The 18,200-nt window shown below is 73.5% G+C and carries 15 protein-coding genes; 5 read left to right on the top strand and 10 right to left on the bottom strand.

All coding sequences use genetic code 11. The annotated features are described in order from the left end of the window. The 6 genes from IW256_RS06515 to IW256_RS06490 form a co-directional block, all read right to left on the bottom strand. Positions 1–2,514: an ATP-binding protein gene (locus IW256_RS06515; protein WP_197010090.1), complete on the bottom strand. Its 2,514-nt coding sequence runs from the start codon at positions 2,512–2,514 to the stop codon at positions 1–3. An 82-nt stretch (positions 2,515–2,596) separates the two neighbouring features. After that, positions 2,597–5,674 carry a TcpE family conjugal transfer membrane protein gene (locus IW256_RS06510; protein WP_197010089.1) on the bottom strand — a complete coding sequence of 1,026 codons (3,078 nt, stop codon included), beginning with the start codon at positions 5,672–5,674 and terminating at the stop codon, positions 2,597–2,599. A gap of 97 nt (positions 5,675–5,771) precedes the next feature. Beyond that, positions 5,772–6,056: a hypothetical protein gene (locus tag IW256_RS06505; RefSeq protein WP_197010088.1), complete on the bottom strand. Its 285-nt coding sequence runs from the start codon at positions 6,054–6,056 to the stop codon at positions 5,772–5,774. 73 nt (positions 6,057–6,129) lie between these two features. Beyond that, positions 6,130–7,149: a conjugal transfer protein gene (locus tag IW256_RS06500; protein WP_231403682.1), complete on the bottom strand. Its 1,020-nt coding sequence runs from the start codon at positions 7,147–7,149 to the stop codon at positions 6,130–6,132. Between the two features lie 417 nt (positions 7,150–7,566). Further along, positions 7,567–8,658 carry a redox-regulated ATPase YchF gene (gene ychF / locus IW256_RS06495; protein ID WP_197010087.1) on the bottom strand — a complete coding sequence of 364 codons (1,092 nt, stop codon included), beginning with the start codon at positions 8,656–8,658 and terminating at the stop codon, positions 7,567–7,569. Between the two features lie 140 nt (positions 8,659–8,798). Continuing rightward, positions 8,799–9,806, bottom strand: coding sequence for an alpha/beta hydrolase fold domain-containing protein (locus tag IW256_RS06490; RefSeq protein WP_197010086.1), 1,008 nt, complete (start codon positions 9,804–9,806; stop codon positions 8,799–8,801). 157 nt (positions 9,807–9,963) lie between these two features. Here IW256_RS06490 and IW256_RS06485 point away from each other — a divergent pair, with 157 nt between their 5' ends. Both IW256_RS06485 and IW256_RS06480 read left to right on the top strand, forming a co-directional pair. Then, positions 9,964–11,325 (top strand): DNA recombination protein RmuC, encoded by a 1,362-nt coding sequence (locus tag IW256_RS06485; protein ID WP_197010085.1) that lies wholly within the window; start codon positions 9,964–9,966, stop codon positions 11,323–11,325. Between the two features lie 56 nt (positions 11,326–11,381). Beyond that, complete coding sequence (locus IW256_RS06480; protein WP_307828760.1) at positions 11,382–11,942, top strand: DUF6542 domain-containing protein; 561 nt, start codon at positions 11,382–11,384, stop codon at positions 11,940–11,942. A gap of 48 nt (positions 11,943–11,990) precedes the next feature. Here the strand turns inward: IW256_RS06480 and IW256_RS06475 are convergent, their stop codons facing one another. After that, a complete protein-coding gene (locus IW256_RS06475; protein WP_197010084.1) occupies positions 11,991–12,959 on the bottom strand; it encodes a 4-hydroxy-3-methylbut-2-enyl diphosphate reductase in 969 nt (322 codons plus the stop codon). Positions 12,960–13,210: 251 nt separating this feature from the next. Here IW256_RS06475 and IW256_RS06470 point away from each other — a divergent pair, with 251 nt between their 5' ends. Next, positions 13,211–13,918: a DUF8129 domain-containing protein gene (locus IW256_RS06470; RefSeq protein WP_197010083.1), complete on the top strand. Its 708-nt coding sequence runs from the start codon at positions 13,211–13,213 to the stop codon at positions 13,916–13,918. 404 nt (positions 13,919–14,322) lie between these two features. Here IW256_RS06470 and IW256_RS06465 read toward each other — a convergent pair whose 3' ends face one another. Further along, positions 14,323–14,763: a MarR family winged helix-turn-helix transcriptional regulator gene (locus IW256_RS06465; RefSeq protein ID WP_307828759.1), complete on the bottom strand. Its 441-nt coding sequence runs from the start codon at positions 14,761–14,763 to the stop codon at positions 14,323–14,325. Positions 14,764–14,842: 79 nt separating this feature from the next. Here IW256_RS06465 and xseA point away from each other — a divergent pair, with 79 nt between their 5' ends. Next, positions 14,843–16,096, top strand: coding sequence for an exodeoxyribonuclease VII large subunit (xseA, locus tag IW256_RS06460; RefSeq protein WP_197010081.1), 1,254 nt, complete (start codon positions 14,843–14,845; stop codon positions 16,094–16,096). A gap of 9 nt (positions 16,097–16,105) precedes the next feature. Then, positions 16,106–16,354 (top strand): exodeoxyribonuclease VII small subunit, encoded by a 249-nt coding sequence (locus IW256_RS06455; protein ID WP_307828758.1) that lies wholly within the window; start codon positions 16,106–16,108, stop codon positions 16,352–16,354. Positions 16,355–16,532: 178 nt separating this feature from the next. On the opposite strand, the gene IW256_RS42080 is transcribed toward IW256_RS06455, so the two are convergent. Together IW256_RS42080 and IW256_RS06445 are read right to left on the bottom strand one after the other, a co-directional pair. After that, on the bottom strand, positions 16,533–17,375 hold the full coding sequence (locus tag IW256_RS42080; RefSeq protein WP_197010080.1) for a DUF4245 domain-containing protein: 843 nt from the start codon (positions 17,373–17,375) through the stop codon (positions 16,533–16,535). A gap of 20 nt (positions 17,376–17,395) precedes the next feature. Beyond that, positions 17,396–18,100 carry a TetR/AcrR family transcriptional regulator gene (locus IW256_RS06445; RefSeq protein ID WP_197010079.1) on the bottom strand — a complete coding sequence of 235 codons (705 nt, stop codon included), beginning with the start codon at positions 18,098–18,100 and terminating at the stop codon, positions 17,396–17,398. Between the last annotated feature and the right edge of the window lie 100 nt (positions 18,101–18,200).

Here is an 18,200-nt window from a genome sequence, read left to right as displayed (position 1 = left end):
TCACCCAGACACACCTCGCCCCTGTGCGGCTTCGGCCCCCGAGACCGTGAGTTCGGCCGGACCCGGACGCGACCGGGTCGGGTTGGTGTCCAGCCAGCGCCGCAGCTCCTCGGAGATCAGGTCGACGCCGATCCGGCCCGCGCGCCCGTCCAGGTCACGGAAGACGCACTCGCCGTTACCGAGATTGCGCAGCACGGCCTTGTGCTCGTCGGAGGTCTCCACCCCCAGCAGCGACATCACGTTCCCGACCTCGTTGCGTTCGGACGAGCGGAACGAGAACACCGACGAGAGGCAGTTGGTCACCTGTTCGTTCAGGAGGTCCCCGGCGTTCTGCGACACCAGGATCAGCGCGGTGTTGCGCGACCGGCCCATCCGCGAGACCTCCGGCACCAGCTTGGCGCCCTCCGGCGTCGAGGTGATGGCCCACGCCTCGTCCAGGAAGATCGCCTTGGGCAGCCGCCGGTCCAGGCCGTGCATCAGTCTCCGGGCGAACTGGGAGACCAGGTACATCAGCGCGACCGAGAGCCGCTGCTCGTAGGAGTAGTCCTCCCGGGAGATGGCCACGTCGGGCAGGGTGAGGCCGCCGAGCGTGAACACGGTGGTCCACCCGGCGGTGTCGATGCGCTCGCCCCCGGATGGGTCGAAGCACAGCCGGGCCAGCCGCATCTCCGACATGGAGCGGAGCACGGCGCCCAGGTTCTTCGACGCCGGGTCGTCGGAGCCTTCGAGGTGGTCGACGACCCGGCCGAGGGAGGGCCGCTCGCCGTTGGCGACCGCGCCGACCGCCTGGATCATGGCCGACTCGCGCTCCTCCGACATCCGCGGCAGCAGCAGCCGCAGGGTCTCGGTGGCCATGGTCTTCTTGGCCGCCAGATCGTCCCCGAACGAGAACGGGTCGAGCAGCCCGGGCGCCGCCGAGCCCAGCGGCAGGATCCGGGCCCGCCGGCCGCGCGACCTGAGCAGCTCGACCAGCGACTCGGCGTCGCCCTTGGGATCGATCGCCGCGATCGTCACGCCGCGCAGCGCCATCTGGTAGATCAGCAGCAGCGCCAGCGTGGTCTTGCCGCCGCCCGGCTCCCCGGTGATCGCCACCGCGGTCGGCCGGTTGCGGGCCGCGGCCACCAGCGGGTCGAAGTGCACGATGGAACGGGCCCGCCCGAGCGTCTCGCCGATGTAGGGGCCGACCCAGCCCTCGCCGTTGTCGTCGGGACGGTCGCCCAGGTCGACGGTCGCCACCGGCATCCCGCCCGCGATGGTGCGCAACGGCTGCCGCTGCGCGTAGGCGTTGAGCCGGATCCGGTCGCCGGGCAGCGTCTCCAGGAACAGCGAGAACTGGTCGCCGGTGGAGTTGACCACGTCGATGCCGATGTCGCGGTAGTGCTCGACCACCGCGTCCACCCGCTGGGCGAGCAGTTCCTCGGTGGGCGCCGACACGATCAGCCGGTGCCACCCGTACACGAACGGCAGCCGCTCCTTGGTGATGCCGTGCTCCAGCATCCGGGCCGCGTCGATCTGCTCGGCCAGCGCGATCGGCGCCTCCGCGCCCGCCTCCCGGATGTGCTGGTCCATGTCACGGGCGTGCGCCAGCTTGCGGGAGACATCCTTGGACGCCTTGGCCGGCGGGATCAGCTTCATCCGCGAGCTGATCTCCACCGGGAACGGCAGCGCGTCGGCGTAGTGGAACCAGGGCTCGCCGTCCGGGAACGGCATCATGTCGGGGAAGCGCGCGAAGGAGAGGTAGGCGACGTAGGACTGGGCGGTCGCGCCCGGCCCCACGCCGTTGAAGTTGGGCTGCTCGACCCTCAGGTACGAGCGGCCGTTGTGGATCGCGCCCTCGACCAGCGCCTCGATCTCCCCCTTCCCCCACGTGCGGCGCGCGACGGCGGAGGGCGGCGGATCGGCCAGCGAGGCCGTCACCGCGTGCTGGAACAGCCAGGCCACCTCGGTGGACGCGGCGTGCCGGGCGTACAGCGCCGACCCGGCCAGCGCCCGGCCGACCCGCTCGGCCTGGTCGGTCCAGCGCGCGATCTCCTTCTTGTCGATCGCGTCGTCGTTGATGCCGAGGACCTGCTCGCTGCGCTTGTAGAAGCCGAGCCACTGCGACAGGACCCCGCCGGAGAACTGCGCCCCGACACCGCGCGGCCCGAGCCGTACGCCGAGGTAGACCTCCTTGGTCCAGAAGTCCTTGGCCCACACGTGCGCGTAGGTCTCCTCCAGGTACTCGCGCCAGCCCGGCCCCCCGTCGGAGGTCCGGTCCAGCGCCAGCGCCCAGTCGGCGGCCGGGTAGGTGCGGTGCGCGATCCGCAGGTGCACCTCCGCGTCCTGCATCCGGATCCCGGCCAGCGCGATGGTGATGTTGGTGGCCAGCGCCTCGCGTTCCTCGCCGGTGGTGAACTCGTACGACACCGTCGGCAGCCGGAAGTAGGCCCACGCCGCGTTGTCGGTCAGCAGCACCCGGTCGTCGAAGTACCGTACGGCCAGCCGGCTGGACCGGGCCTTGGACGCCCTGCTCATCGCCTCGCTCCGCTCGTGGGCTCGCGGCCGCCGTCCCACGCCGGCGTGCCTCGTCGCTGCGCGCGGGGGCGCGTGGCGGCGCTCATCGAGTGGCCTCCTGCTGCTGCTCGAACTCCTGGTAACGCTCGGGCACGACGGTGAACCCCCCGGCGACCACACCGGCGAGGGCGAGGTAGGCGCGCCGTGTCGGCGCGCGCAGGGATCTGAGCTCGTTGCGGGGTGCCCGGTCCATGCTCAGGTGGTCGTCCCAGGGAATCCGCACCAGGGCCCGGCAGCGCCCGCGGGCGACCGCCTCGGCCTGCTCGACGTCGTCCATGCTGCGCCGGCTGACCCCGTTGATCACGGTCACGGCGCGGGAGCGCAGTTCCTCGTACCCGTGGCCGTCCAGCCACTCGAAGGTCATCGCCACCGCGCGGGGCGCGTCGGCGCTGGCGGGCGCCACCAGCACGATCTGGTCGGCGTACGGGAGCACGCGCGCCACCACGGCGGCGGCGGCGTCCAGCAGCGTCACCGAGTAGAACCGGTCGATCGTGCGGATCGCCAGCGCGTAGTCGCGGTCGTCCAGTGCCTGCAGCGGGTTCTTGCCGGCCGCGATCACGTCCAGCCCGGACTTGGCCTGGGAGGTGTAGCGGCGCATCGCGGTCAGGCTGTTGACCTGGTCGGCCCGGGTGATGAGGCCGGTCAGGGTCTCGTTGGTCTCGCTGCGGGTGCGCCGGGCCAGCGCGCCCGGCCCGGGGTTCACGTCGATCGCCACGACCGGCTCCCCGTTGTGCTGGGCGAACGTGTGGCCGAGCATCAGCGCCGTCACGGTCTGCCCGGCCCCGCCCGTGCAGCCGAGCACCACGATGTGGCGGGTGCCCTGGAACGGCTGCTGGAGGCGCTGCTGGTACTCGGCGTCGGCCTCGCCGTGGCCGCCGCCGACGGCCTGGATGAGCCGGCGCAGCCCACCCGTGCCGATCTCCTGCTCGGGGTCGGGCGGCGTGATCGCCGGTTCGGACGGCGGCGCGGACGGTGGCGGCGGAAGCGGGCGCGGGCGGACCGGCGAGGCGGGCCCGGACCGCACCTCGCGGGCCGGCGCGGGCGGCGGCTCCTCCGTGGCGTGCTCGGTGAGCGGTTCGGCGGGCATGGGCTCCGTCATCGGCTCGGGGGCCTGCGGGCCCTGGGACGGGCGGGGGGCGGGACCCGACATCGGGAACCTGCCCGGGTGTCCCGCCACGGGCTGTGCGCCGCTCCCCTGGCGCCGGCCGGCGTCCTCCCGGCGCTCCTGGTTCTCGTCGCGCTGGTCGCGCTCGTGGCGCTCGTGGCGCTCGTGGCGCTCGTGGGGCGGGGGCGCGTCTTCCTGCGGGGGCGGCGCTCCGGCGCCCGGTTCCGGTACGGGAGGCCAGACGAGCGCGTCGGTCGTGGCAGCGCGGGGAGGCTTGGACAGCTCCTCGGACCAGGGCCTGGGCTCGGGCAGCTCACGGCTCGCGGCCTCCTGCCCTTCGCGCCGCGCCTCCTCGGCTCGCCGTTCCTCCTCGGCCCGCCGCTTCTCTTCTGCCTGCCGTGCGTCCTCGGCCTGCCGCGCCTCCTCGACCCGCCGCGTCCCTCCGGCCTGCGGCGTCCCTTCGGCCTGCGGCGTCCCTTCGGCCTGGGGCTCTTCCTCGGCCTGCGGCTCCTCGGCGGGCCTGGGGTCGGGACGGCCCGCCCCGCTGCCGAAGGCCACCGGGACCATCGGGATGTCGGGTCTGGTCGGCTTCGCGCGCTCGATGTCGGGCCGGGTGCCGCCCGCGCGCTCCCGTTCACCGGCCTGCGGGATGTCCGGGCGCGTCTCGGGCGCGGGCACCTGCTGCCGCGGAATGTCCGGCCTGGTGACGGGCGCGGCACCGGCCGGCGTCCCGGCCGCATCGGCGGTCGGGTCCGGCGAAGGGGTGTGCTCGGCCCCGGTCCCGTCGGCGGAGGCGTCCAAGGTGGCCGGGGTGGACGAGGTGGCTGGGGTGGCCGAGGCGGAAGCGGCCGCGGTGGACGAGGCGGGCTGCGCGCCGGGCTCGGGGACCCTCTCGTCCCCGGGCTCCTGCGCGGAACCGCTGGCGGGCTCCAGTCCCGCGTCCTGGACGGGGTCGGCCCCGGCCGAGGGCACCGGCTCCTCCTGAACGCCGGCGCCGTCGCCGGCGCCGTCCGCGGCGGGTTCCGGGCCGGTGGCGCCGGGACGGGCCGCCTGAACGGGGGTGGCGGCGTCCTCGGGCGCGGGCGGGGACGGCTCGCCGTTCGGGCCGCTCCAGAACTCGGGGGCCTCTCCGGGACGGCGCACGCCCGAGGCGAAGGCCCGCTTGCCCGAGGTGCCCAGCTCGAGCCGCGGGGTGGCCGGAGGGCGCTCGAGGTCGGCGGTCCCGCCCTGCGGGAACGCCTCCTCCTCGTGGGCGATGTCGCGGGTGGTCCGGCGCCATGCCTTGGCCGGACGCTCCCGCGCGGGCTCCCGTCCAGGCTCCCGTCCAGGCTCGGGCACGCGGACGGGCTCTCGCGCGGGCTCCCGGACGGGCTCGCGAGCGCCGGCGACGCGGACATCGTCCTCGGTGCCGAGGGAGCCGAACTCGCGCTGGGCGGCGACCTCGGCGAGCGGCCGGGGCGCGGAGGCGACCGCCGGGCTCGGGGCGAACGCCGGGCGCCGGGTGGACGACCGGCTCGGGGCGGACGCCGGGTCCAGGGCGAACGCCGGGACGGGCGCCTCCTCGACGACCGGGCGGCGCTGCTGCTTACGGGCCTTGCGGTGGGTCTTCACCGCGGCGCGTTCGGCCGCGGCGACCGGGGCGGGGGCCTGCGGGCGGCGCCAGACCCGGGCCACGACCACGACCTCGCGGGGCTCGCGGATGGGGGTCAGCCGGCACCAGGTGCGCGGCTCGGCGAGGTAGCGGCTCTGCGACAGCAGCAGCTCGGTGAGGCGCTTGCCCTCGATGACCGGGCGGGTCGCCATCCAGGTCAGGACGCCCGGCGGGACGATGTAGAGGACGTGCCACGGCGAGGCGAAGGGGATGCCCACGAGCCTCAGCAGCAGGATCCACGGCACGAACACGCCGGCGAAGACGCCGATCTGGACCAGCGGCAACGGCATCGGCAGCCGCAGGTCGTACAGCTTGTACAGCCGCTTCTCGATGCGCCATATGTTCGTGTACGTGGGTAGATCCACGCCCCTACTCCCCTAACTGTGCGAGCACAGTGTCGCCTGCCGGCCCCGGCGCGCGGGGCCGCTCCGCCCTCGATGACGCCCGGCCGGCGTGCCCAGGTCAGGTCAAGTCCACTCCCAGTGCCCGGGCGATCGCCCTGGCCGTGGTCTCGATGATGTTGGGCACGTAGAAGACCACCCCGATTCCGATGGCGAGCACGATGAATTGCACGAAGCGCGTGATCTCGCGGGTGAACAGAAAGAAGATCGCCACAATGGAGACGATCACGAGGAAGAGCGGACCGAATATCTGACGCAGCCAATCTGCCAGCTGGTCGGTTTGCAGATCGTCGTTCGGCGCCGCCAGGACCTCGAACGGAATCGACGCCATCATGTGGTGCAGCATCGACTGACTACCTTCCTGGGTCGGCGGATGTGTCGGGTGCGGGGTACGGGGATGCCGGCTCGGCGCGGTGCCGTCATGACGCACCCGGCCCTGTGGTGCCGCGGATGTCTCGGACGTACCAGGTCGTGCCTTTCTTCACCATCGACAGATCGTAAGTCTGTTCAAGCTCGCCTCCGGCGGCGGCGCCGGGCACCTGCCAGGCCACCGTCGCGGTGACCGTGCGCTCGCCGGCGTCTCCTCTGGGGGCGATGACCTCCCTGACCTGGACGAACGTGACCGACTCGGCCAGCCCGGCGAGGGGCGCGCCGTCGGCGAAACGCGACAGGGTCGCCTGGTCGCTGCGGGCGTACGCCTGGAAGAAGGTGCCGAGGACGGGCGCGAGCTCGGTCTCCAGCGGGCCGTCGCGCTCGGGGACGCCCTGCTGCGGCAGCGTGGCCTTGGCCGGGGGCGGCAGGAGGGCCGGGCGGGCGGAGACGACCAGCGAGCCGTTCCGGGCGTAGACGGGGACGGCCAGCCGGAGCCACTTGTCCTGGCTGCGGGCGAGCACGGTGACGACGCCGTTGTTGGCGTCGCGCGCGTCCACTCCGGCGACCTGGACCGACTGCACCTGGAGCTGGCCGACGCCGTTCCAGCCGAATTGGCCGTCGGTGCCCTCGGGAACGAACGTCCGCATTTGCGTCTCGCGGGCGGCGGCCGTCCTCTGGTCGTAATTGAGATAGACGTTGGCGAACTGGAGCGCGAACGCGCCCGCGGCGCTGCTGGGGAAGCCGGTGCCCTTGCTGGGGGCGGGCGTCCCGGCCGTTCCGGTGCCGTCGGCGGTGAAGCGCTCGAACGGGGCCCGGATGCCGTTGACCAGGATCACGATGATGACCGCCCACAGCACGGCGCGGCCGACCCACACCCACCAGCGCCCGCCGGAGCCGTTCCAGCGTCCGCCGCCGCGCGCGCCGTCGCCGCCCTGCCGCCCGCGCCGCCGGCCGGTCTCGCCGTCCCGCCACGGATCGGCGGCCGGGTCGAGGGCGCGGCCGGACGCCACGTCCTGCTCGACCACAGCGGTCTCACGGCCGTGTCCCACGGCCGACCTGCGAGCCATCCTGCCTCCGCTCGCGCCTCGCCCCCGGTCGGCGCGGTCATCTGTGCGTCTGGTCGTGTACGGGTGCGGTCCCTTTCTGAACCCGCCCAGGGCCCAGCGTAACCACGAGCGTCAATTGTTCCAGCGCATCCGGGCGAAGCACAGCCCCGCCGCGCGGTTGTGGATAAGGCGATCCATCCCGGCAGCACCGGGGAAGATTGCCAAACGGTGACGATCTCCTATCCAAGGCTCCGAACGGCGCGCCGGACCCTGTTTCGGACAAGCAGCACGGTTCGGAAGGTGCTTGGTCACGACATGTCCTGGTGGAGCGCAATCTCTTTCCGTTGAATCCGTCATCGTGACCACTTGGCGACAGATCACCGTAATGCTGACATCACCCGCCGTGCACGATCGAGGCGTCCGCCTCCGGCCGCGGCCTCAGACGTTGAAGCGGAACTCCACCACGTCGCCGTCCTGCATGACGTAGTCCTTGCCCTCCATGCGCACCTTCCCGGCGGTGCGGGCGGCGGCCATGGACCCTTCGGTGACCAGGTCGTCGAACGAGACGATCTCGGCCTTGATGAAGCCGCGCTGGAAGTCGGTGTGAATGACGCCGGCGGCCTCCGGAGCCGTCGCGCCCTTGCGGATCGTCCAGGCCCGCGACTCCTTGGGGCCCGCGGTCAGGTACGTCTGGAGGCCGAGCGTGCCGAAGCCGATCCGGACCAGCTGGGACAGCCCCGACTCCTCCTGGCCCATCCCCTGGAGCAGCTCCAGGGCCTCGTCGTCGGGCAGCTCGATCAGCTCCGCCTCGATCTTGGCGTCGAGGAAGATCGCCTCGGCGGGGGCCACCAGCTCCCGGAGCCGGCCGCGCAGGTCCTCGTCGGTGAGCTCGTCCTCGTCGAGGTTGAACACGTACAGGAACGGCTTGGCGGTCAGCAGGTGCAGCTCGCGCAGCAGGGCGAGGTCGATCCCGGCCGCCCCGGCGCCCGCGAACAGCGTGACGCCGTCGTCCAGCAGCTTCTGGGCGGCGATGACGGTGTCGACGACGGCGAGCTTGTCCTTGTCCTTCTTGGTCCGCGCCTCCTTCTCCAGGCGCGGCAGGGCCCGCTCGATCGTCTGGAGGTCGGCCAGGATCAGCTCGGTGTTGATGGTCTCGATGTCGCGGGACGGATCGGTCTCGCCGTCCACATGGGTCACGTCCGGGTCGTCGAACGCCCGGATGACCTGGCAGATCGCGTTGGTCTCGCGGATGTTGGCCAGGAACTTGTTGCCCAGCCCCTGCCCCTCGGAGGCGCCCTTGACGATGCCCGCGATGTCGACGAACTCCATCGTCGCCGGGATGATCTTCTGCGAGCCGAAGATCTCCGCCAGCCGTTCCAGCCGGAAGTCGGGCACCCCGACGACGCCGACGTTGGGCTCGATGGTCGCGAACGGGTAGTTGGCGGCCAGCGCGTCGTTCTTGGTCAGCGCGTTGAACAGCGTGGACTTGCCGACGTTGGGCAGTCCGACGATTCCGATGGAGAGGCTCACGGCCGTCAAGTTTATGGGCCCCGCGGACCACGCGCGGACGACGGCCGGGTGAACACCCGGGTGAACACCCGGGTGACCGCGCGGGCCGCCCCTTCCGACAGCCCCGCCCGGCGCCCCGTCCGGCCGGTCGCCGCGGGGCCTCAGGCCCCCGTGCGGCGGAGGAACTCGGCGATGTGCCGGAACGCCGCCTTGCCCTCGGGCACGAAGTCGGCGAACACCGTGAAGACGTGCATCAGCCCGTCCCATTCCTGGTAGACGGCGCCGACCCCGGCCGTCTGGGCGCGTTCCGCCAGGTCCCGGACCTCGTCCCGGAGGATCTCCGAACCGCTGGCGACCAGCAGCAGCGGCGGCAGCCCGGCCAGGTCGCCGTGGCGCGGCGCCAGCAGCGGATGGGCGGCGCCCTTTCCGGCGGTGAACACGCGGCCCAGCCAGGCGAGCTTGCCCGCCGGGATGACCGCCTCGCTGCGCGCGTTCAGCCGGTGCGAGTCCGACGCGCAGCGCAGGTCGACCCACGGCGACAGGCAGACGGCCGCCGCGGGCAGGCCGGTGCCGCGCCGCCTGAGCTCCAGCAGCAGCGCCAGCGCCAGATGCCCGCCCGCCGAGTCGCCGCCCACGACGATGTCGCCCGGCGCGTACCCGCTCTCCAGGAGGAAGCCGTACGCGGTCAGGGCGTCGTCGAGCGCGTCGGACGGCCCGTAGTGGGGGGCGAGCCGGTAGTCCAGGGCCAGCACGGGCCGTCCGGTGGACGCCGACAGCCGCCAGTTCGACGGCCGGTACAGGCGCGCGCTCCCGAAGAAGTAGGCGCCGCCGTGCAGGTAGAGGAAGACCTTCCGCTCGTCCGGGGCACCGGCCCGGACCCACTCGGCGGAACACGTCCCGAGGTCCTCACGCGCGATGGCGACGCCGGGCGGGACGGTCTGGGCCCGGCTCACCAGCCCGGAGAGCCGCTGGAAGCGGATCAGCCCGTCCGCCGAATCCGGCACCGACGACCACGCGGTCTTCACCAGCGCCCGGACGGCCCGGCCGGTGAGCCGGGCCCGCAGGCTGGGCGGCCCGCCCGGCTCGAGCGCGAGTTCCCGCGCGATCCGCCGTTCCGCCGCCGTCCGCGCCACGGGACGGATGGGGGGTGTGCCGGTACCGATCGTCATGGCTCTCTCCTCGTGCGGGCGGGGGTGAGAACGACGGGGGCGCGCCGCTCATCCGGTTTGAGGATGTAAGTGATCGCTGAGTTTAATTGTCCGGTGCGGGCCCCGTCTCGGCGCGTCGCACCGGCACGGCGCGGGTCTCCGCTGCCACGATGAGCGGATGGATCTCGCGCTGCTCGCCGGTCTCGCCCTCGGGGCCGTTCTCGGCGCGGTGGCCGGGTTCGCGCTGGCGACCGGACGCCAGGGCGAGCTGATCGCCCGGGCGAGGGCCGCGGAGGAGAAGCTGGCCTACGCCGAGGAACGGATGGCCGAGCACTTCGAGAGCCTGTCGGCCAAGGCCCTGGACGCCAGCAACCAGCGGTTCCTGGAGCTGGCCGACGCCCGGCTGAAGGCCGCCGGCGTCGAGGCCGCCGGGGAGCTCCAGCGCCGCCAGCAGGCCGTCGAGCACCTGGTCGCCCCGCTCAAGGACACCCTCGCGAAGGTGGAGGAGCAGCTGCGCGAGGTGGAGACGGGCCGCCGCGAGTCGCACGCCATGCTGGCCAAGCAGGTCGACTTCGTCCGGCAGAGTTCCGACCAGCTCCGCGGTGAGACCCGGGCGCTCGTCCGGGCGCTGCAACGCCCGGAGGCCCGCGGCCGCTGGGGCGAGCTGCAACTGCGCCGCGTCGTCGAGCTGGCCGGCATGGCCCACCACTGCGATTTCGACGAGCAGGCCACGTCCGTCACCGAGGACGGCACCGTACGGCCCGACATGGTCGTCCGGCTGGCCGGGGGCAAGAACATCGTCGTCGACTCCAAGGTGTCGCTGGCCGCCTACCTGGAGGCGGCCGAGACCGGCGATCCGGTACGGCTGGACGCGCACGCCCGGCACCTGCGCGACCACGTCGACCGGCTGGCCGCCAAGTCGTACTGGCAGGCGTTCAGCCCCGCCCCCGAGTTCGTGGTCCTCTTCATCCCGGGAGAGGCGTTCCTCGCGCCCGCCCTGGACCGCGACCCGGGCCTGCTGGAGTACGCGATGCGGCGGCGCGTGCACATCGCGACCCCGACGACGCTGGTCACGATGCTGCGCACCGCGTCGTACGCCTGGCAGCAGGCCGCCCTCTCGCGCAACGCCCGCGCGGTGTTCGACCTGGGCAGGGAGCTGTACGAGCGGCTGGGCACGATGGGACGGCACGTCGACGAGCTGGGCCGTTCGCTGACCGGCGCGGTCAGGTCCTACAACCGCACCGTGGGCTCGCTGGAGACGCGCGTCCTGGTCAGCGCGCGCCGCCTGAACGAGCTGGGAGTGGTGGACGAGCCGCTGGAGGCGCCCGGCCGGGTCGAGGACAGCCCGCGGGCGCCGTCGGCCGCCGAGCTGTCGGACGGGGGCCGTCCCGCGCCGCCGCCGCGCGATGATCGTCCGGACCAGTACGAGACCGCCCGCGCCGAGGACGGCGCCGGGCCCGCGGACCCGCCCGCCGAGCCGCCGCGGTTCGGTGAACGGGCCGTCCCCCAGCAGTTCGACCGCCGGGAGAAGTGGCGATGAGCACACAGTCGGTACGCGGCGCGCCAGCGGACGCCCCGCCGGACGCAGGGGGTCGCGTGCGACGCCGACGGGACAGGGCGCGCAAGGACAGGGCACGCAGGGACCCGGCCGCCGCCCCGGCGGGCGGGCCGGTCACGCTGACCGGGCGCGGCGGCGTCGTCGTGCTCTTCGCCGCGGGCCTGCTCGGTGCGCTCCTGTCACGGTGGCTGGACGCTCCCGTCCTGGCCGGGGCGGGTTTCGCGACGGGGTGCGTGCTGGCCGCGCTGGCCACCCGCCCGGCGGACCTGCTGCCCCTGGCCGTCAGCCCGCCGGTGGTGTTCCTGGCGGTGACGATCCTGGCGGAACTGGTGACGGGGATCGGCGAGGACTCGCTCCTGCGGAGCGTCGCCGTGGGCGTGCTGGCCGCGCTGGCGGCCACCGCGCCCTGGCTGTTCGGCGGGACCCTCCTGGTGCTGGTCATCACCGTCCCGCGCGGCCTGCTCGCCAACGTACGGGAGCTGCGCGGCAGGCTCGCCGGCAGCCGCCTGTTCGAGCAGGAGGAGAACGAGAACCCGGTCCGCTGGGAGGAGCCCCCCTCGACCGCCCGAACCCGCCGACGAGAGCCGCAGGACGACTAGAGGCCGGCGGCGCGAACCGAGGGCGGGCGGGCGGCGACGCGGCGGGGCTCAGCCCACGGGAGTGATGCGCAGGTCCTTGCGCAGCTCGTGCGGGAGGGCGAAGCGCATGCTCTCCGGCACCGACTCGACCTCTTCGACGTCCCCGAAGCCGCGCTCGGCCAGCCAGGCCAGGACGTCCTGGACCAGCTCGTCCGGGACGGAGGCGCCGCTGGTGACGCCGACCGTGGTGACGCCCTCCAGCCAGCTCTCGTCGATGTGCTCGGCGTAGTCCACCAGGTAGGCGTTGTCGGCGCCGTGCTCCTTGGCGACCTCGACCAGCCGGACCGAGTTGGAGGAGTTGGTGGAGCCGACCACGATGACCAGCTGGGCGAGGGCGGCGATCTCCTTGACCGCGATCTGGCGGTTCTGGGTGGCGTAGCAGATGTCGTCGGACGGCGGGTCCATCAGCTTGGGGAAGCGCTCGCGCAGCTTCTCGACCGTGGCGATGGTCTCGTCCACCGACAGCGTGGTCTGGGACAGCCACGCCACCTTCTCGGGGTCGCGCACCTTGACGCCGGCCACGCCGTCCGGACCGTCCACCAGGTGGATGTGGTCGGGGGCCTCACCGGTGGTGCCGATGACCTCCTCGTGCCCCTCGTGCCCGATCAGCAGGATGTCGTAGTCGTCCTTGGCGAACCGGACGGCCTCCTTGTGGACCTTGGTCACCAGCGGGCACGTGGCGTCGATGGTGCGGAGGCTGAGGCCCTTGGCCTCCTCGTGCACCACCGGCGCGACCCCGTGGGCGGAGAAGACGACGATGGCGCCCTCGGGCACCTCCTCGGTCTCTTCCACGAAGATGGCGCCGCGTTCCTCAAGGGTCTTCACGACGTGCACGTTGTGCACGATCTGCTTGCGCACGTAGATGGGGGCCCCGTACTTCTCCAGGGCGATCTCGACCGCCTGCACGGCCCGGTCCACTCCCGCGCAGTAACCACGCGGCTTGGCGAGCAGGACACGACGCTGGCTGTTGAAGGTCATGTCCCTATCGTACGAGCCGTACCACTGGCCCCGGACCGTCCGGAACGTCAAGACGGCCCTACCGGGAGGCGGCATCGCGATGACCGTCCGTGCTCGGGCGGGGCCCGTGGTGTGACCCACCGCACGAGGTTGTTTGACCAGAAACCAGGTCACCCGGGATGACCGGCGTCGAGGCGATGCGGCAAAGTGATGTTTGACAGACGGTGCCGATCGATCCGTCCTGGGATGGGGACAGCAGGGAGATGGAGACGATGACGAAATCGCCGCGCCGCCTCAAGGAGCAGGTCCGGGACACGGTCGGCGAGCAGGTTCGTGACCTCCCGTTGCACGCGGTCCGGCTGGCCATGTTCGGTGTCGGGCGGGCGCTGCTGCTGAGCGACCGGGTGACCAAGGACTACAAGGAGATCACCGAGGGCGGCGGTGTCGGGCCCGTCATCGGCCGGCTCCGCGACGACGTCCAGCACACGGCCGGAAAGGTCGTCGGCCACGTCGTGGAGCGGGTCCGCGGGGAGGAGCCCGAGCCGGAGCCCGCGCCGAAGCCCGCGCGGAGCGCCCCGGCACGGGCGCCGGAGCGGCCCCGGGCCAGGGCGGGCGAGGAGATCGCGGTCGGCAAGCCCGCCGCCGCGCCCAAGCCCGCCCCCAGGCCGGCGCCGAAGCCCGCGCCGAAGCCGACGGCGGAGACCAGGCCCAAGCCCGCCCCCGCACCCGACACCAAGCCCGAATTCGAGCCGAAGCCCGAGGCCAAGCCCGCCGCGCCCGCCGAGGCCGCGAAGCTGGCCGCCGACCTGCCGGTGCCCGACTACGACCAGGCCACCCTGCCGCAGCTGCGCGCGCGGCTGCGCGGCCTGTCGGCCGACCAGGTCAAGCTGCTGCGCGAGTACGAGCGCAAGCACGCCGCCCGGCCGGACGTCCTGCGCATGTACGAGAACCGCATCGCCAAGCTGAACGGCCTGTCCTGACCCGGATCTCCTCCCCGTTCCCGGTCAGCGTCCCTCCCTGAGGGATTTCTCCCTGAGGGCACCTTCAGGGCACTCCGCCGGGGCGTGCAGCACCAACGGCCCGTCCCTCACTTCACGGCGAGGGACGGGCCGTTTTCACGCACACCGCACGCTCCCTCAGACCGGGTCGGTCACGGCCGCCACCCGCGCGCTTGGATGATCATCATCTCGAGGTGCGCGGGCGTGCCGCCCTCGACGAGCCGGCCGCCGATGTAGGCCCACCAGCACCGAGTCCGCCGGCCGTACCAGACGATGGCGCCGTACTGACGGCGGAGGCGCTGCGGGGCCGGATCGCGTCAGGGGTAGCGGTCATCCGCCCACCTCGGTGCCGGCCCCCTCGGGGGCGCGTGGGCCCTGTCCAGGAGTCAGCGTGGGCCGGGGGAACCGAAGAGGACGTCCAGGGCGGGCAGGGCGGCGGTGAGGGCCGCGCGCTGCTCATGGGTGAGGACGGCGAGGCGCCCGGCGAGGAAGGCGACGCACCGCGCCCGCGTGTCCCGGAGCCGTTCCCGTCCCGTGGCGGTCAGCCGGACGGTGACGACGCGGGCGTCGGCGGCGTCCCTGCCCCGCGCCACCAGCCCGTCCCGGACCAGCCGGTCGATCTGCGCGGTCATCGTCGGCAGCCGGACGCCGTGCTCGTCGGCCAGTGCGGTCATCCGCATCGGGCCGTGCTCCAGCGACGCCAGCACCGTGCCCTGCTGGCTGGTGACCGGCAGGTCGGCGCTGGCCCGGCGGAGCATGAGGACGACCTCGCGCAGCCGCCGGTTGAGCTCTTCGGCCAGGTCCTGGCCGGAGTCTGGATCGGTCACCGTCATCCTCCCGGGTCGGGCGGCCGGCCGCGGCGGACCCGCGCCGCGCGGGCCGTCACTGCACGTAGGCTGGCGTGCCATGGCATTGGAGACCTCGGCGGAGTCCCCCGTTCCGGTACGCACGGTGCTGCAGGCGGTGGGCGGCTGGATCGGGCGGCTGGGCCGCATCTGGGTCGAGGGGCAGATCACCGACCTGAACGCCCGCGGCGGCACCTGCTACCTCACGCTGCGCGACCCGGTGGCGAACATGTCGGTACGGGTCGTGGGGCCGCGCGCGGTGTTCGAGGCCGCCGGGCCGGCCGTGACCGACGGCGCCAGGGTGGTGGTGCACGCCAAGCCCGACTTCTGGATCAACCGGGGCACGTTCTCGCTCAGCGCGCTGGAGGTGCGGCCGGTCGGCGTCGGCGAGCTGCTGGCCCGGCTGGAACGGCTCAAGCAGGTGCTCGCCTCGGAGGGGCTGTTCCGGCCCGAGCGCAAGCGGCCCCTGCCGTTCCTGCCGGGCAAGGTCGGCCTGATCTGCGGGCGCGACTCCGACGCCGAGCACGACGTGCTGGAGAACGGCCGGCGCCGGTGGCCCGCCGTCGCGTTCCGGGTCGAGAACACCGCCGTGCAGGGTTCCTACGCGGTGGGCGAGGTGATGGACGCGCTGCGCCGGCTGGACGCCGACCCGGAGATCGAGGTGATCATCATCGCGCGGGGCGGCGGCTCGATGGAGGACCTGCTGCCGTTCTCCGACGAGGCCCTGGTCAGGGCGGTGGCGGCGGCGCGTACCCCGGTCGTCAGCGCGATCGGGCACGAGCAGGACGGACCGCTCCTGGACCTGGTGGCCGACGTGCGCGCCTCCACCCCGACCGACGCGGCCAAGAAGGTGGTGCCGGACGTCCGGGAGCAGCTCCAGCTGGTGCGGCAGCTGCGCGACCGGGGGCGGCGCTGCCTGGCGGGCGGGATCGAACGGGAGCTGGCCTGGCTGCACGGGGTCCGGTCGCGGCCCGCGCTGGCCGACCCGATCCGCGAGGTGGAACGGCAGTCGGAGCGGGTCACGGCGCTGCGCGACCGGGCCCGCCGGTGCCTGTCGGGGGCGCTCGACCGGGCCGGGGACGAGCTTTCGCACACGCGGGCCCGGCTGCGGGCCCTCTCCCCTGCCTCGACGCTGGAACGCGGGTACGCCATCGTCCAGCGGCCGGACGCGTCGGTCGTCCGGGACGCGGCGGACGTCGGCGCCGGCGACCGGCTGCTGGTCCGGCTCTCCGGGGGCAGGCTCGCGGTGACCGTCGAGGAGGCGTCCGAGGGCGGCGCGGCCGGGGAGACCGGTTCGGGGCCCGCCGGGCCGTAGGGTTGTCGGGTGACCGAAGCAAATCCCGAGGCGTCCGGGGAACGGATGTCCTACGAGCAGGCGCGCGACGAGCTCACCGAGGTGGTCAAGCGGCTGGAGACCGGCGGGCTGACGCTGGAGGAGTCGCTCGGGCTGTGGGAGCGCGGCGAGAAGCTGGCCGCGATCTGCGAGGAGTGGCTGGAGGGCGCGCGGGCCCGGCTGGCCGCCGCCATGGCCCGGCCCGAGAACGGCGGCGAGGGCGGCCCGGCCCCGTTCTGAGCGGTGGGCGCGGCGCGGCGGGCCGGCCGCTCCCGCTCCGGGCCCCGCGCGTACCGTGCTCGCCGTCGTTCGCACTCCACCTCCCCGACACGCTTGATCATCATCGTTCGGGGGGCGGTGCGCCGGTCCGGCGGCGCGAAGTTAGAGAAGAATCACCCGGCGGCCAGCCGGCGGCGGCTCAGGAGCGCGGCGCCGGGGAGGTCGTCGCCGCGGGGACGCCGCCCTGCCTGGACTGCGCCTTGAGCGCGCCCGCGAGCACGGCGAGCTCGTCGAACGACGCGGTGCCGGTCACCACCAGGGTCACCCCGCCGGGCAGGGTGCGGGCGAGCGAGTAGGCGTTCTTGTCCTTGCGGTGGTACTGGTTCCAGGTGGCCCCGCCGACCTGGCGGGTGCCGACCGTCTTCTTGATGTTGGTCATCCGGGGGATGTAGGCCGAGGGCTTCTCGTTGCTCTGCTCCAGCGCCGCGTACTGGTCGGTGGGCGTGAGGAAGCCGAGGTGCCAGGCGACCGGCTCGCCGTCCTTGTTGTTCAGCCCGTGGACCCGCGAGCTGGTGGGCCGCCATCCGGCCGGCAGCCCTTCGGGGGCGTGCACGGTGTACGGGGCGCCGCTGCGCATCGCCCACAGGTGCCCGCCGTAGTCGATGGTGGGCAGGACCTCCTTCTCGCCGCGCGGGGTGACCAGGAAGATCGCTCCGACGAGCAGCAGGCACGCCGCCATCGCCAGGGTGAAGCCGCCGAGGCCGGTGGTGAGCCGCTTGTAGACCCCGGGGCTGACCTGGACCGTCCCCCGCGATCCCGCGGCCTGGGGACCCGCCTCGGCCGCCGTGGGGCCGCCGGCGGGCGCCGCAGCGTCCTTGCCGCCCGCCGCGCCCTCGGCGGCTCCGGTGGCCTCCGGGGCTCCGGTGGCCGCGTCGGCCCCGGTGGTCGCGTCCCCCGCGCCGGCGGGCTCGGACGCGGGCGCGGTCCCGGACTCCGCGCCGGGGGCGGGCTCGGTCGAAGGGGAGGAGGTCTTGTCGGTCACCCCTCCAGCATCCCGCACGGTCAGGGCTGCTCCGTACGGGGGTTCCGGATCGTCCCGACGATCGCCATGATGTCGTCGGCCAGGCGGCGCGAGGCCTCCTCGTCGTCGCTGCCCGACACCTCCGAGACGGCGCCCGCCATCGCGCCGGTCAGCACGATGACCAGCGCCTCGTCCACCCCGCCGTCGGCGGTGTGGAACAGCGCGGCGTTGCGGCGGGCCCACTTGTTGAGCCGCTGGCGCATCACCCGGTCGAAGCCGGGCGGCCCGTCGCCGGAGATGAACAGCCGGGCCACGTGCCGCTCGCTCAGGCAGCCGTTGAGGTAGGCGCCCGCGCCCGCGATGAACAGCCGCATGGGGTCCCGCTCACCGGCCTCCCGCGCGGAGCCGATCGCCTCGCGGGTGCGCTCCTGCTGGCGTTGCTGGAACTCGTCGAACAGCGTGAGGTAGAGGTCGGCCTTCCCGTTGAAGTGGTGGTAGAGGCTGCCGACGCTGGCTCCGGCCCGGGCGACGATGTCGGTCACGGCCGCCTGGGCGAAGCCCGCCTCGCAGAACACCTCGCCGGCGGCCGCCAGCAACGCGCTGCGGGTGGCGGCTCCCCGGTCGGAGGTCCGCGGGGGCGCCTCGCCCGTGGAGGTGGCGCCCGCCGCACCCCCCTTGCCGCTCGGGGAAGGGGCGTTCCCATCAGCGGAGAGTCCGCTGGACGGGACGTCGATGTCGCTGCTCATGACAGCTGAGATTACGCCCTCTCGCGGTGGGGAAACGATCCCTTACTCATGTGGAGACCAAATCGTCCCCGCCCGGACCCGGGTGTCCGGTGCGGAGGGC

Source organism: Actinomadura viridis (assembly GCF_015751755.1).
GTDB classification, from domain to species: Bacteria; Actinomycetota; Actinomycetes; order Streptosporangiales; family Streptosporangiaceae; genus Spirillospora; species Spirillospora viridis.
Note: the sequence above shows the minus strand (reverse complement) of the source record. Positions and strands in the feature narration are given on the sequence as shown.